Source organism: Streptomyces sp. MBT65 (assembly GCF_016612545.1).
Classification (GTDB): Bacteria; Actinomycetota; Actinomycetes; order Streptomycetales; family Streptomycetaceae; genus Streptomyces.
Genome location: NZ_JAENRY010000046.1, coordinates 23,308 through 37,747 on the forward strand (window position 1 = coordinate 23,308; position 14,440 = coordinate 37,747).

General features: G+C 69.1%; 14 protein-coding genes. 4 read left to right on the forward strand and 10 right to left on the reverse strand.

Annotated features, from left to right (window positions below):
- Positions 1-11: 11 nt before the first annotated feature.
- A complete protein-coding gene (locus tag JHN63_RS13265; protein WP_200679972.1) occupies positions 12-1,295 on the reverse strand; it encodes a geranylgeranyl reductase family protein in 1,284 nt (427 codons plus the stop codon).
- Between the two features lie 97 nt (positions 1,296-1,392).
- On the opposite strand from JHN63_RS13265, the gene JHN63_RS13270 reads away from it, so the two are divergent.
- Positions 1,393-1,899, forward strand: a complete 507-nt coding sequence (locus tag JHN63_RS13270; protein WP_307781883.1) for a GNAT family N-acetyltransferase — start codon at positions 1,393-1,395, stop codon at positions 1,897-1,899.
- A gap of 120 nt (positions 1,900-2,019) precedes the next feature.
- Positions 2,020-2,334, forward strand: a complete 315-nt coding sequence (locus JHN63_RS13275) for a PASTA domain-containing protein (protein WP_200679974.1) — start codon at positions 2,020-2,022, stop codon at positions 2,332-2,334.
- 16 nt (positions 2,335-2,350) lie between these two features.
- Here JHN63_RS13275 and JHN63_RS13280 read toward each other — a convergent pair whose 3' ends face one another.
- From JHN63_RS13280 to JHN63_RS13295, 4 genes are all read right to left on the reverse strand, one after another.
- Positions 2,351-3,055: a demethylmenaquinone methyltransferase gene (locus JHN63_RS13280; protein ID WP_200679976.1), complete on the reverse strand. Its 705-nt coding sequence runs from the start codon at positions 3,053-3,055 to the stop codon at positions 2,351-2,353.
- An 82-nt stretch (positions 3,056-3,137) separates the two neighbouring features.
- Complete coding sequence (locus JHN63_RS13285) at positions 3,138-4,505, reverse strand: acyltransferase (protein ID WP_200679978.1); 1,368 nt, start codon at positions 4,503-4,505, stop codon at positions 3,138-3,140.
- Positions 4,505-6,955, reverse strand: a complete 2,451-nt coding sequence (locus JHN63_RS13290; RefSeq protein WP_200679985.1) for a bifunctional polysaccharide deacetylase/glycosyltransferase family 2 protein — start codon at positions 6,953-6,955, stop codon at positions 4,505-4,507. The genes JHN63_RS13285 and JHN63_RS13290 overlap by 1 nt, the downstream gene beginning before the upstream one ends.
- Before the next feature lie 19 nt (positions 6,956-6,974).
- Complete coding sequence (locus JHN63_RS13295; RefSeq protein WP_200679987.1) at positions 6,975-7,283, reverse strand: hypothetical protein; 309 nt, start codon at positions 7,281-7,283, stop codon at positions 6,975-6,977.
- A 401-nt stretch (positions 7,284-7,684) separates the two neighbouring features.
- On the opposite strand from JHN63_RS13295, the gene JHN63_RS13300 reads away from it, so the two are divergent.
- Complete coding sequence (locus JHN63_RS13300) at positions 7,685-8,734, forward strand: chitinase (RefSeq protein ID WP_200679989.1); 1,050 nt, start codon at positions 7,685-7,687, stop codon at positions 8,732-8,734.
- A gap of 77 nt (positions 8,735-8,811) precedes the next feature.
- On the opposite strand, the gene JHN63_RS13305 is transcribed toward JHN63_RS13300, so the two are convergent.
- From JHN63_RS13305 to JHN63_RS13325, 5 genes are all read right to left on the reverse strand, one after another.
- Complete coding sequence (locus JHN63_RS13305) at positions 8,812-9,225, reverse strand: hypothetical protein (RefSeq protein WP_200679991.1); 414 nt, start codon at positions 9,223-9,225, stop codon at positions 8,812-8,814.
- Between the two features lie 7 nt (positions 9,226-9,232).
- Positions 9,233-10,432: a cyclic dehypoxanthinyl futalosine synthase gene (gene mqnC, locus JHN63_RS13310; protein WP_200679992.1), complete on the reverse strand. Its 1,200-nt coding sequence runs from the start codon at positions 10,430-10,432 to the stop codon at positions 9,233-9,235.
- Positions 10,433-10,543: 111 nt separating this feature from the next.
- On the reverse strand, positions 10,544-11,131 hold the full coding sequence (locus JHN63_RS13315; RefSeq protein WP_200679993.1) for a hypothetical protein: 588 nt from the start codon (positions 11,129-11,131) through the stop codon (positions 10,544-10,546).
- A 17-nt stretch (positions 11,132-11,148) separates the two neighbouring features.
- Complete coding sequence (locus JHN63_RS13320) at positions 11,149-12,894, reverse strand: serine/threonine-protein kinase (RefSeq protein ID WP_200679994.1); 1,746 nt, start codon at positions 12,892-12,894, stop codon at positions 11,149-11,151.
- A gap of 65 nt (positions 12,895-12,959) precedes the next feature.
- Positions 12,960-13,808: a menaquinone biosynthetic enzyme MqnA/MqnD family protein gene (locus JHN63_RS13325; RefSeq protein WP_200679995.1), complete on the reverse strand. Its 849-nt coding sequence runs from the start codon at positions 13,806-13,808 to the stop codon at positions 12,960-12,962.
- A 287-nt stretch (positions 13,809-14,095) separates the two neighbouring features.
- Between JHN63_RS13325 and JHN63_RS13330 the strand changes: the two genes are divergently transcribed.
- Positions 14,096-14,299 carry a cold-shock protein gene (locus JHN63_RS13330; protein WP_003992177.1) on the forward strand — a complete coding sequence of 68 codons (204 nt, stop codon included), beginning with the start codon at positions 14,096-14,098 and terminating at the stop codon, positions 14,297-14,299.
- Positions 14,300-14,440: the final 141 nt, after the last annotated feature.

Here is a 14,440-nt window from a genome sequence, read left to right on the forward strand (position 1 = left end):
GGGCCCTACGGCTACGCCTTCGGCGCCACCTTGCTCAGCCCGTTGATGATGCGGTCCATCGCGTCGCCGCCCGTCGGGTCGGTGAGGTTGGCCAGCATCTTCAGGGTGAACTTCATCAGCAGGGGGTGCGTCAGGCCGCGCTGGGCCGCGATCTTCATGACCTTCGGGTTGCCGATGAGCTTCACGAAGGCGCGGCCCAGCGTGTAGTAGCCGCCGTAGGTGTCCTTGAGGACCTGCGGGTAGCGCTGGAGGGCCAGTTCGCGGCTCGCGGGGGTCGGGCGGGCGTGGGCCTGGACGATGACGTCGGCGGCGAGCTGGCCGGACTCCATGGCGTAGGCGATGCCCTCGCCGTTGAAGGGGTTCACCAGACCGCCGGCGTCGCCGACCAGCAACAACCCCTTCGTGTAGTGGGGTTGGCGGTTGAAGGCCATCGGGAGGGCGGCGCCGCGGATCGGGCCCGTCATGTTCTCCGGGGTGTAGCCCCAGTCCTCGGGCATGGACGCGCACCAGGCCTTCAGCACCTCGCGCCAGTCCAACTCCTTGAAGGAGTCGGAGGTGTTGAGGACACCGAGGCCGACGTTCGAGGTGCCGTCGCCCATGCCGAAGATCCAGCCGTAGCCGGGCAGCAGGCGGTCCTCGGCGCCGCGCCGGTCCCACAGTTCCAGCCAGGACTCCAGGTAGTCGTCCTCGTGGCGGGGCGAGGTGAAGTACGTGCGCACCGCGACACCCATCGGGCGGTCCTCGCGGCGGTGCAGGCCCATCGCGAGGGAGAGCCGGGTGGAGTTGCCGTCGGCGGCGACCACCAGGGGCGCATGGAAGGTGACTTCGCGTTTCTCGTCGCCGAGCTTGGCGTTGACGCCGGTGATCCGGCCGGTGCGCTCGTCGATGATCGGGGCGCCGACGTTGCAGCGCTCGTAGAGGCGGGCGCCCGCCTTCTGGGCGTTGCGGGCGAGCTGTTCGTCGAAGTCGTCGCGCTTGCGGACGAGGCCGTAGTCCGGGAAGGAGGCGAGATCCGGCCAGTCGAGCTGGAGACGGACGCCGCCGCCGATGATGCGCAGGCCCTTGTTGCGCAGCCAGCCGGCCTCCTCGGAGATGTCGATGCCCATGGCCACGAGCTGCTTGGTGGCGCGCGGGGTGAGGCCGTCGCCGCACACCTTCTCGCGCGGAAACTGGGTCTTCTCCAGCAGGAGTACGTCGAGTCCGGACTTGGCGAGGTGGTAGGCGGTGGCGGAGCCGGCTGGCCCCGCGCCGACGACGATCACATCGGCGGTGTTTTCGGAGAGGGGCTCGGTCACGGCGGGATCTCCCGAAGTTCGCGATCTGCGTGCCGACCGGCACTGGACATGGGCAGTCTATTCAGCGTCGCTGATCACCAGGCTGAAGGGCTGCCCCGTGAACCGAGCTCTCCCCGCAGTACGGCTGCGTGTCCCCACCGACGAGGACGCCGTCGCCTGGCACCGGGCCTTCGACCACCCCGATGTCATGGAGTTCCACGGCGGCCGGTCCGCGGAACTGTCCGTCTACGAGGAACTCACCGCCCGCCAGCGCCGGCACGACGCGGAGCGCGGTTTCTGCCTGTGGACGATGCTCGACGACACCGACCGGGTCATCGGCTTCACCGGCGCCCAGCCGTGGCCGCAGGACTGGGGACCGAAGGGTGAGATCGAGATCGGCTGGCGGCTGGGACGGGAGTTCTGGGGCCAGGGGTATGCCACCGCGGCGGCGGAAGCGACCCTGGAGCGGGTGCGGGCGGCCGGGGTGCCGAGCGTGGTGGCGATGGTCCTGGCCGGCAACACCCGGTCCATCGCGGTGACCCGGCGGCTGGGCATGAAGCTCGAGGAGGTCTTCACCACGCCCTCGCGCGCGGAGGAGGGGCACTGCTACCGGCTCGTACTGTAACTGAGAGTAACTAACAGCTACAGAACGACACTTGACGCTTCCGGTCGGGACCGGACCGGGGTTACCCTGCCGGTACCGCTGGGGGTGACATCTGTGCGCTTAACACCCAAAACACCCGAAGTGCGCGTGCCACGGCTCGTCGGCCTGATGGCCGTGGACGCGCGCGAGACGGCCCAGTCGCGCGGGCTGTTCATCAACTCGCCGGACCGGCCCGACTTCCATCTCGCCGTCGTCGACTACGTCGTACGGCAGTACCCGCAGCCCGATGCCGAGGTGCCGCGGGACTCCGTCGTCTACGTGTGGTTCGACTTCGGTGAGGGGGACGGTGGGGGCGGTATGCGCGAGCCGCGCGTACCCCGGCCGCCGAGCGGGGGGATGCAGCGCGAGCTGGACGAGCCGCCGGGCGACGCGTTCTTCGCGTCGGTGCTCGGCTAGCGGAGCCGCCGAGCCCTCAGAGTTCCCCGGTTCCCTTGAAGCCCCGGTGCAGGGCCACGATCCCGCCGCTCAGGTTGCGATAGGCGACCTTCGACCAGCCGGCCCCGGTCAGCCGCTCGGCCAGCGCGGGCTGGTCGGGCCAGGCGCGGATGGACTCGGCGAGATAGACGTACGCGTCCGGGTTCGAGGACACGGACCGGGCGACCGGCGGCAGCGCGCGCATCAGGTACTCGGTGTAGACCGTGCGGAAGGGTGCCCAGGTCGGGTGCGAGAACTCGCAGATCACCACCCGGCCGCCGGGCTTGGTCACCCGGTACAGCTCGCGCAGCGCGGCGTCCGTGTCCTGCACGTTCCGCAGCCCGAAGGAGATGGTCACGGCGTCGAACGTGTCGTCCTTGAACGGCAGCTTCGTGGCGTCGCCGGCCGTGAGCGGCAGCCAGGGGTGGCGCTTCTTGCCGACCTGGAGCATGCCGAGGGAGAAGTCGCAGGGGACGACATAGGCGCCGCTCCGGGCGAAGGGGAGCGAGGACGTGGCCGTACCGGCTGCCAGGTCCAGGATCTTCTGCGCGGGGCGGGCGTCGACCGCCTTCGTGACCTCCTTGCGCCATCGGCGGTCCTGGCCGAGCGACAGCACGTCGTTGGTGAGGTCGTACCGTTCCGCCACGTCGTCGAACATCGAGGCGACTTCGTGCGGCTGCTTGTCCAGGGATGCGCGGGTCACGGGCCCATTGTGGCAGTACGGGCCGGGCACCCCGAAGGCGCCCGGCCCGTAGAACCCGCTGTGAAAAGGAAGCCCGGAGACTTCACGACGGCAGCAGCCTCGGTTTCTTCTTCGCCGCCACGTCCTCCACCCAGCCGCACAGCACGATGAAGAGGGCGATCAGAATCCAGCCGATGCCGAACATGAACCACTGGCTCCCCAGCGGCAGCCACTTCTCGAAGGCGGGCACCTTCCAGAACTGGTCGGTCAGCGGCACCGCGAGCACCAGCGCGATCTCGTGCCACAGATAGATCGTCACAGCACGCGAGTTGAAGATCGTGACGATCCGGTCGAGCCGTTTGAAGCGGGTCAGCCAGGCGAAGTCGATGGCGAAGTAGGCCTTGGCCCACATCAGCAGCATGACGTAACCGGCGGACCAGTAGGTCTGGGCGAGCGGGTTCTCGTCCAGGTCGTAGGTGCCGGCCTCGGCCTGGTGCGTGAAGGCGTACCAGCCGCCGAAGACGATCGCGGCGACCGACAGCGTCACCACCAGGAACGGCTTCAGCTTCTGGAGCACCCCGTCGCGGTGCGCGAAGCCGAGGATCCAGCAGAAGAGGTACGTCGACAGGTCCCACAGGGCGTTGCCGAAGCGGTTGTCCGGCCCCGCCCACACGTACTTCAGGACCACGATCGGCACCAGCGTCAGCAGCAGCACCGGGATCGGCGCCTTGCGGAAGATCCACAGCAGCGCCGGTGAGAGCAGCACGAACCACAGATACGTCCGCAGGTACCAGAGGATCTCCCAGGCCTGAAGCCCCCAGGCGTTGCCCGGCGGATCCCCGACCGGCACCACCCAGAAGATGATCTGCCAGCCCGGCATCCAGTCGTGGATCATCATCGCGACGAGCACGAAGAAGCCCCAGAACCAGAACGGCGGCAGCAGCCTCCGCATCCGGCTCTTGACCACCTTGAACGCGGGCCGCTCCAGCGACTTCGCCATCAGCGTCCCGGCCAGCCCGAACATGATCCCCATCGAGGGGAACACCATCCCGCACCAGGCCCACCCGAAGGTGTGGTACGTCACGACCCGGATCAGCGCGACGGCCCGCAGGGTGTCGAAGTACCGGTCACGCCCCGCCGGTTTGACCGCGGGCGCGGCCTCCTCGACCACCTCCTCGACCACCGCCTCGGACTCGACCACCGGCTCCGTCTCGGGTTCCGTCTCGGGTTCCGGCTCCAACTCCGGTTCTACGACGGGAAGAGGCGCCGTCGCGTACACCGGCGGCCCGTAGTCGACGTACTGCGGAGGCTGTTGCTGCTGTTGGTACGGGTACGGGGACGGCTGCTGAGGCTGCCCGTACGGCTGGGGCTGGCCGTACCCGTCGTAGCCGTACGGCTGTTGGGGGTACTGAGGTTGTTGCTGGGGCTGGCCGTACCCACCCCCGTATCCCGGTTGCTGCTCCCAGCTCATCAGCTCGCCCCCGCCGGTGTGCCGACCTCGCCGGTGCGCTTGAGTTTCTGCCAGCGCAGCCGGCCGCCGGTCAGGGCGGTGATGGAGGAGTGGATGAGGACGAGGTACATCATCTGGCGGTAGGCCAGTTGCTGGAGCGGCATCATCAGCAGATAGCGGTACTTCTCCTTGTCCAGCCTGAACGCGTAGGCCGCGCACAGGAGTTGGATGCCGAGGACCGCGAACCACATCGCGAGGGACGCCCAGAAGTCGACGAAGATCATCGAGTAGACGGTGAAGACGTCGATCAGTGGGGCGAAGACCGGCGTGATGATCTGGAAGATCACCACCAGGGGCATGCCGACCCGGCCGAAGCGGCCCGAAGGACCCTTGTCCGTAAGGGACTTGCGGTGCTTCCACAGGGCCTGCATGGTGCCGTACGACCAGCGGTAGCGCTGCGACCAGAGCTGCTTGAGGGAGGCCGGGGCCTCCGTCCAGGCCCTGGCGTGCTCCTGGTAGACGACCCGCCAGCCCTCGCGGTGCATGGCGATGGTGATGTCCGTGTCCTCGGCGAGCGTGTCCTCGCTCATGCCGCCGACCTGGAGCACCGCCTCGCGGCGGAACGCGCCGATCGCGCCCGGGATGGTGGGCATGCAGCGCAGCAGGTCGTACATGCGGCGGTCGAGGTTGAAGCCCATCACGTACTCGATGTGCTGCCAGGCGCCGATGACCGTGTTGCGGTTGCCGACCTTGGCGTTGCCCGCGACCGCGCCGACCTCGGGATCGGCGAAGGGCTGCACCAACTGCCGTACGGTGTCGGGTTCGAAGACGGTGTCGCCGTCCATCATCACGACGATGTCGTAACTCGCGCTGCGCACACCGTTGTTGAGGGCGGCCGGCTTGCCCGCGTTCTCCTGGCGGATGACCCGGACGTTCGTCATGCCGAAGGAGCGGGCCGCCTCGCGGGCGATCTCCGAGGTGCCGTCCGAGGAGCCGTCGTCGACGACGATGACCTCGATCGGATGGGTGCTCTTCGCCAGCGACTCAAGGGTGTTGGCGATGCACTCCTTCTCGTTGTACGCCGGGACGATCACCGTCACCGGGCGGGTGACGGTCGGACCCCAACTGAACCGGCGTTTGTTGCGCTGTCTGTAGTGCCGCCGGGCGAGGATCAGCATCATCCCGAAGCGGCTCATCACGGCGACGCCGACGACGGTCAAGCCTGCCGCAAGTCCCGGCACCACCCACTCGGCGACCGTGACGGCGTAGATGAGCGCCTTGCCCTCGTAGAGGGTCATGCCGGTGGCCTCGCGGTGGGCGCCCTGGAGGATCGAGGTCTGGCGGGTGCCGTTGCGGTTGGTGCCGTTGCCGGTGCCCCCGCCTGCCGCGCCCGCGCCGCCGACGGCCGAGTCGACCGGGGTCGTGCCGGTGCCGCTGCCGTTCGCTGCGCCGGTGGTGCCGGGTGCGCCGGAGGGCGCAGCGGACGGTGCCGCGGAGGGCTGGGCGCCCGCCTCGACCGTGCCGGTGCTCGTCCCGGCGGCCGCTCCGGCGCCCGCTCCCGTACCGGTCCCGCTCGCCCGCTGGGCGGCGGTGTTCTTGGCGATGGCGCCGCTCACGGTGGTGAACGTGTAGCCCTTCGCCTTCATCTTCTCGATGTACTGGGGCAGCGCCTTCATGGTCTGCGAGCGCACCCCGCCGGCGTCGTGGAAGAGCACCGAGGACCCCGAAGTCCCGGACGGCGTCGCCCACTTGATGATCTTCGCGACCCCGGGCTGCTTCCAGTCGTCGCTGTCGGTGTCGACGAAGACGCTGGTGTAGCCGGACGCGCCGAGCTTCTTGTAGACGGGGTAGCTGTAGTTGTCGATGGCGTCCGTCTCCGAGGAGTACGGCGCGCGGAACAGCGTGGTGGTGATCCCGGCCGCGCCCGCGAGCGCGAGCTGCGTCTGTTCCATCTCCCGCTTGATACGGGCGTCGCTCTGGTAGGAGAGGTCGACGTGGGTGAACGTGTGGATGCCCACCTCGTTCCCCTCCGAGACCATCTGCTTCACGATGCTCGGGTAGCGCGAGACCATCGAGCCCACCAGGAAGAACGTGCCCGGCACGTCGTACTTCTTGAGGATCTTCAGGACCGTGGGCGTGTAGGTGGGGTTCGGGCCGTCGTCGAAGGTGAGGACGATGGTCTTCTTCGGGATGGTCTGGGTGACCGGCTTGCCGTTCCGGAAGGTCAGGATCGGGCCGCCGTTGAGCACCTTGTCGGGGACCTTGCCGGCGCTCGCGCCGTCCCGGACGCGCTGGTCGCCGCCGACTTCCGCGCGCAGGTAGCCGTCGAGCAGCATCACGCAGGTGAGGCCGAGGAGAAGCAGCAGGGCGAGAATCACTCGGGGGCGCTGGAGCGCGGCGGCCTTTCCGGCCGCGCGCTCCATCCGAGTGGGGGCGCGCCGGCGCCCACGCGAAGGAGTCGTCGTAGTCATGGCTGCGGTGGCGCTCCGGTCAGTGTGCGGTGGCTGAGGAGGACGGGGCCGCACCCGTGGGGGCACCCGAGGGGATGTCGGTCGGGGCGCCGGTCGGAACACCGGAGGGCGCTACGCCGCCTCTGCCGCCGTCGGGGCCGTAGCCACCGCCGGGAGCCGAACCGGCCTGGCCGCCGCCGAACGGCAGCAGCGAGGAGGGGTTGATCGAGAGGCCCCAGCCCATGAACGCCATGCCGAGTACGAACGCGTACCCGAGGCAGACGGTGCCCATGAGGAGGCCGATCCGGCGCAGCACCTTGGACCGGCGGCCGGAGTTGTCAACGAACACAGGGCCTTCAGCGGACTCGTTGCCGCGTTTGCGGCGGCGACCGCGCGCAGAGGCTTGGTTATCGATGGCGGACTCGGATTGCATTCCCCAGACATTAGGCCGCCTTTATGTGACCAAAACTCTGATTCTCTTGTGAGCCCGCCCAGAAAAATGCCGGGACCTGTGCCTTCCCTTAGAGAACCCAGGAAATGCCATATGAGCGGCCGGTGTCGGTAGTGTCATCAATATTCCGCTTCGTCGCCCGAGTTGACCGTTTCGCGTCTCGATACCCGTGGGTTTCCTATGTTTTCTCTGTCTTCGTGAGACACAGCCCCATGTGCTTCATTTAGGCTCCGGAAACCGGCTCTGTTTCCATCCTGAGACAGAAATCACCGTCCCCACACGGAAAGGGTGCATGCTCAATGAGGAGTTTCCTGAAACCGGCGGCCGGGCTCACCTGCTTGTTTGCCCTCACGGTCACCGGATGCTCCTCGAGCTCCGAAGACTCGTCGGACGCGGCACCGTCAGCGACCCAGGAGGCGAGTACGAGCCCCGCCGAAAGCGCCTCCCCGACGCCCTCGGCCTCGTCGTCCTCGACGACGTCCTACGCGCCGTACGTGAGCGTCACGACCGCCGCCGACACGGACGGCACGGGGTCGCCGTCGACGTACAACCTCGCTTTCGCCATCGCCAAGGGCAGCACGTGCACGCCGGAGTGGAACGGCACGACCGCGATCGACAACGCGGCCGTGAAGTCCCGGATCGCGGCGCTCAAGACGTCCGGCGCGACCGTCCGGGTCTCCTTCGGCGGAGCCTCCGGCAAGGAGCTGGCCGAGACCTGCACGAGTGTGACCGCGCTCGCGAAGGCGTACGGCGAGGCGCTGGACGCGGCCGGTTCGACCCAGGCCGACTTCGACATCGAGGGCGACGCGCTCACCGACTCGGCGTCGGTCGCCCTGCGGTCCAAGGCGATAGCCGTGCTCCAGAAGGAACGCACCGACCTCCAGGTGTCCTTCACCCTGCCGGTGATGCCGTCCGGTCTCGACTCCGACAGCCTGGCCCTGCTGGAGTCCGCGAACGACAACGCGGTCGCCGTCTCCACGGTCAACATCATGACGATGAACTACGGCGAGTCGTACACGGGGGACATGGGCGACTATGCGATCACGTCGGCCACGGCCACGCACACCCAGTTGAAGAAGGTGTTCGGGTTGTCCGATGCGGGGGCGTGGCAGGGGATGGCGTTGACCTCGATGATCGGGGTCAACGATGTGTCGGGGGAGACGTTTTCGCTGTCGGACGCGGCGCAGGTGCGGAAGTTCGCCGAGTCGAAGGAGGTCGCGTGGGTATCCATGTGGTCGACGTTTCGGGATCAGCAGTGTGAGAGCGGGTCGTCCGATGACGATGCGGCGACCGATTGCAGTGGGGTGACGCAGAGTTCGGGGGCGTTTGGGGAAGCGTTTGCCGGGTGACCGTTCGTTGTCGCTAGGTGCGCCCACGCGGCGGAGCCGCACAATGTCACAGCCCCGCGCCCCTAAGGGAACTGCCCCTAGCGGCGTCTGTGGACTAGGCGGCCTGCGCATACCGTCGCGATGCAGGTGCCGGCCCCATCGAATACGGCTAGGTCGGCACGGCCAAGGTCTACAAGAGTCATAGGGCGCGGGCGGGTGAGGATCTCGACCCCGTTCCGTTCCGCCGCCACCCGGAGTTCGAGTGAATCCACGTGTTCCGCCAGGACGGCCGTCGCGCCCGTCTTCAGTACGGCGTGAATGCGTTCGCGTGGGCTCGGGGCGGCCGGGAGGGGGCCCTCGTGGACGCGGGCCGGGCCCAGGACGCCCGGCCAACTCCGCACCCGTGCACCGGGAAAGCGCTGCTGGAGTTCCGGCAGCGTCCCGGTGCCCGCGATCCGGGAACCCTCGACGGCGACCGCCCCGCCCTCGTCCGCCGTGTGAATCGTCAGCACGGGCAGGTCAGTTGGCGGACAGGAGCTTCAACTCCGGGTGGGCCGTGCCGCCTTCGATCGCCGTGGACGAGATGTGGGACATGACCCGCTCGTCGACGGGGTCGTTCGCCGGGTCGTCGTGGACGACGATGTGCTCGTACGTGGTGGTCCGTTGGGCGGGGACGCGGCCCGCCTTGCGGATCAGGTCGATGATCTCCAGGCGGTTGGAGCGGTGCTTCGCGCCGGCGCTGGAGACGACGTTCTCCTCCAGCATGATCGAGCCGAGGTCGTCCGCGCCGTAGTGCAGGGAGAGTTGGCCGACCTCCTTGCCGGTGGTGAGCCAACTGCCCTGGATGTGGGCGATGTTGTCCATGAAGAGACGCGCGATGGCGATCATGCGCAGGTACTCGAAGAGCGTGGCCTGCGTGCGGCCCTTCAGGTGGTTGTTCTCGGGCTGGTAGGTGTACGGGATGAAGGCCCGGAAGCCGCCCGTGCGGTCCTGGACGTCACGGATCATCCGCAGGTGCTCGATGCGCTCGGCGTTGGTCTCGCCGGTGCCCATGAGCATGGTCGACGTGGACTCGACGCCCAGGTTGTGCGCCGCCTCCATGATCTCCAGCCAGCGCTCGCCGGACTCCTTGAGGGGCGCGATCGCCTTGCGCGGGCGGGCCGGGAGCAGCTCCGCACCCGCGCCGGCGAAGGAGTCGAGACCGGCCGCGTGGATGCGCGAGATGGCCTCCTCGACGGAGACCTTCGAGATCCGGGCCATGTGCTCGACCTCGGACGCGCCGAGGGAGTGGATGACCAGCTGGGGGTACGCGGCCTTGATCGCGGCGAAGTGCTTCTCGTAGTACTCGACGCCGAAGTCCGGGTGGTGTCCACCCTGGAACATGATCTGCGTACCGCCGAGTTCGACGGTCTCCGCGCACCGGCGAAGGATGTCGTCGAGGTCCCGCGTCCAGCCCTTGGCGGTGTCCTTGGGGGCCGCGTAGAACGCGCAGAACTTGCACGCCGTGACGCACACGTTCGTGTAGTTGATGTTCCGCTCGATGATGTACGTCGCGATGTGCTCCGTACCCGCGTACCGCCGCTTGCGTACGGCGTCGGCGGCGGCGCCGAGCGCGTGCAGCGGGGCGTCGCGGTAGAGGTCGAGCGCCTCTTCGGGGGTGATGCGCCCGCCCTCGGCGGCACGGTCGAGGACGGACTGAAGCTCGGCCTTCTCGGTCACCGGGAGGTCCCTTTCGTCAAGGGTCGCGGACACGCAGGTGTTGCGGACGGACTTCGCCAGCCTACGCCAGCGGATTTCCCGCCCCGACCTCAGGCCACGCGGGTCCCGGCCTCAGGCCGTGTACGCCCCGACCAGCAGCCCGAGGAAGGCACCGGCGAGCAGAAACGGGCCAAATGGGGCCGCCGTCCTCCCCTTCCGGGCCAGGACACCCCCGTACAACCCCCTGAGCGCGAACCCCGCGAACGCCCCCAGCATCACCGTCGGCCACCCGTACCACCCGAGGACGACCCCCACCGCGACCCCGACCTTCACCTCCCCGATGCCCAGCCCGCCACCGCCCGGGTCCAGGCGCGACAGCGCGAAGTACCCGGCGCCCAGCGCCAGGGCCCCGAGCAGCGCGGTCCGCCAGTGCCCGGCGTGCTCGGGCAGGAGGGTCACGGCGCCGAGGAGGACGAGGGCGACACCCGCGGCGGGGAGCGCCAGGTCGGCGACGGACCGTGCGGACAGGACGGCTGCGGGCGCGAGCAGCAGCCACACCCCCACCTCGGGCCGGATCCCGGTGGCGACGGCGAGCGCGACGCACACCAGCACCACGAGCAGCGCGGTACCGACACCGCGCCGCCCGACCCGCGCCACCACGGCCCCCGCACCGGCGCCCCACACCCCCGCGAGGGCGATCAGGAGATGGTCGTAGTCCACTCGACGGCCCCCGGTCCCTACCCGACCTTCGACATGCGCGCGGTCGGCGAGCCCTCGGCCGAGCTGTCCGACACGTACTTGAGGTCGTCGCCGACGGGGGTGAGGGTGACGGTGTGGGCCGCCTGGTTGCACACGTCGCGGTTGGTCTTCGCGCCCGCTGCCGACGCGACGAGCTGGGTCTTCGTGACCCGCTTCAGGGTCAGTACGTCCTCGCAGACCCCGCCGAGCTGGTCGGTCTGCCGGAGGATGCCCACCTGCTGGCCTACGCCGGCCTTGGCGACCGTGATCCGGAAGGTCCCGTCCGGGAGCGTGCCGCCGAGTGCGGTGCCCTCGCCCTCCCAGGTGCCGAGGTAGACGGCGGGGACGGACGAGAGCGGAGTGCCTTCGGCCGCGGTGGGCGCGGGGCTCGGCACGTCGGTCGCTGCGCTGGTCGACGTACTGCTCGGGGTGGCGCTCGACGCGCCGCTCGGGGCCTTGCTCTTGGTCGGCTCGGTGGCCGAGCCCGCGGAGGTGTCCTTGCCGCTGTCACCCGGCAGCCAGGAGTACAGCGCGAGCGGCCCCAGCACCACCGCGGCGAACCCGGCGACGACCACCACGAGCGCGCAACTGACCTTGCGGCCACGCCTGTCGGCCCCCGGAGCCGCCGTGGCCCCGAGGGAGAGGGAGACCTTCCCGGAACGGCGTCCCGCATCCGGGGGCAGCGTGTCGTGCGGAAGCGCGTCACGGGGTTCGGGCACTACGAAAGGCGGCGCAGTGGGCGCGCCCAACGGCATCACCGGCGGCGGCCCGAAGGCTCCGGAACCCGCACTGCCGAGCGAGGGACTACTGAACCCCACCGGCCCGGAAGGCACCCCCTCGGCCACCCCCGCGGCCTCAAGATTCAACAGCTGTACGGCACTTCGGCTGACCTGCTCCACCAACGCCCCCGGCAGCCACCCGCCCGCCACCAGCCGCACGGCCCCGTCCGGAGCGAGCCGCCGCGCCACCTCGCCCGGAGTCGGCCTGGCAGCAGGGTCCTTGACGAGACAGGCGAGGGCCAGCTCCCGCAACTCACCGTCCATCTCACCCAGTTGGGGCTCTTCGTGGACGACCTTGTAGAGGAGGGCGGCCGAGGAGTCACCGGGGAAGGGCGACTCACCGGTGGCCGCGTAGGCCAGCACGGCACCCAGGGAGAAGACGTCCGACGCCCCGGTCGCGCCCTTCCCGAGGATCTGCTCGGGGGCCATGTAGCCGGGCGAGCCGACGGAGACGCCGGTGGAGGTGAGGGAGGCGGTGCCGTCCGTGGCGCGGGCGATCCCGAAGTCGATGAGGAGCGGCCCGTCGAGGGTGAGGAGCACATTGGACGGCTTCACGTCCCGGTGCACCAGGCCCAGTTCGTGGACGGCCGTCAGCGCTTCGGCCAGCCCCGCGCCCAGCGCCCGTACGGTGGCCGTGGGCAGTGGCCCGCCGTCCGCGACGGCGCCGGAGAGCGACGGACCGGCCGCGTACGCCGTGGCCACCCACGGCACGGCGGCCTCCGGGTCCGCGTCCAGGACGGGGGCCGTCCAGGCGCCGCCCACCCGGCGCGCGGCGTCGACCTCGCGGCGGAAGCGGGCGCGGAACTCCTCGTCGAGCGCGAAGTGCGGATGCACGATCTTGACCGCGACCGTACGACCGCCCGCGCTGCGCCCGAGGTAGACCCGGCCCATCCCGCCGGAGCCGAGCCGGCCGAGCAGCCGGTAGGGCCCCACGACCGTGGGTTCGTCGTCTCCGAGCGGCTGCATGCCGTCCACCCCTCCCCCGTACGACTTCCAGCAGGGTAGTGCGCCACCTTCTGTCTGTACGGCTATTACGGCTGGAGCAGTTCCACGTTCACGTCGGCCGGGAAACCGGTGGTCGGGCCGACCCGGCGGGCGAACTCGGCGACCGCGGCCAACTGGTGGGCACCGAAGCGGAAGTCGAGGGTGGTGAAGTACCGCTCCAGGACCTCCTCGTCGAACTCCTCCCAGCGGGCGGCCTGTTCGGCGACCTTGCCGACCTCTTCGAGGGAGAGGTTGCGGGATTCGAGGAAGGCCTCGTGGACCTTGCGGGTGATGACGGGTTCGCGCTCCAGGTAGTCGCGGCGGGCGGCCCACACGGCGAAGACGAACGGCAGCCCGGTCCACTCCTTCCAGAGCGCGCCGAGGTCGTGCACCTGGAGCCCGAAGCGGGGCCCGTCGAGCAGGTTGGCGCGCAGGGCCGCGTCTCCGATGAGTACGGCGGCCTCGGCCTCCTGCATCATCAGGCTCAGGTCGGGCGGGCAGGTGTAGTAGTCGGGCTGGACGCCGTAGCGCTCGGCGAGGAGGAGCTGGGCGAGGCGGACGGAGGTCCGCGAGGTCGAGCCGAGCGCGACCCGACGGCCGTCGAGCTGGTCCAGCGGGACCTGCGAGACGATCACGCAGGACATCACCGGGCCGTCGCAGCCGACGGCGATGTCGGGGAAGGCGACCAGGTCGTCCGCGTTGCGGAGGAACTCGACGAGCGTGATCGGCCCGATGTCGAGGTCCCCCTGCACCAACTGCTCGCTGAGCTTCTCCGGGGTGTCCTTGGTCAGCTCGAAGTCGAGAAGCGTGCCCGTTCTCGCGAGCCCCCAGTACAGGGGCAGGCAGTTCAGGAACTGGATGTGGCCGACGCGCGGCCGGGTGCGAGAATTGTCCACAACGTGAGGCTAGACCTCATGCGGTACGCTCCATACTTCGGCCCCACAGTCAAGCCTTTGGCGATCTTCAAACGTCCGGGTGATGTGATCTTGGCCTCTATTGCTTTCGGCTGCCCGCGTGCTAGGCTCGCCGCCAAGTTGCAGTTTGGTTTCCCTTGCAGTACAGAGCCTGCGGAGCATGTAACCGCAGGCTCTAGTCGTTTTCAGACGTATGCAGTAGTGCGGGACTTGTTTTCACACTTGCAGGGTTCTGGAGCAGGGCAACCCTTTGGGCCCAAGGAGGGCTTATGGCTACCGGAACCGTGAAGTGGTTCAACGCCGAAAAGGGCTTTGGCTTCATCGCCCAAGAAGGCGGCGGCCCCGACGTCTTCGTTCACTACTCCGCGATCAACGCGAGCGGCTTCCGCTCGCTGGAGGAGAACCAGCAGGTCTCCTTCGACGTGACCCAGGGTCCGAAGGGCCCGCAGGCGGAGAACGTCACCCCCGTCTGAGTCACCCGATCGTAGTTATTCGGTCTCGGAGCCTGGTGCTTTGATCCGGAACAGATAGCAGTACCCAAGGAGCCCCGCGCCGCAAGGCGACGGGGCTCCTGCCTTTGCCTCCGGCGGTCGGGCGGGCGGTCGGTGGGGGTC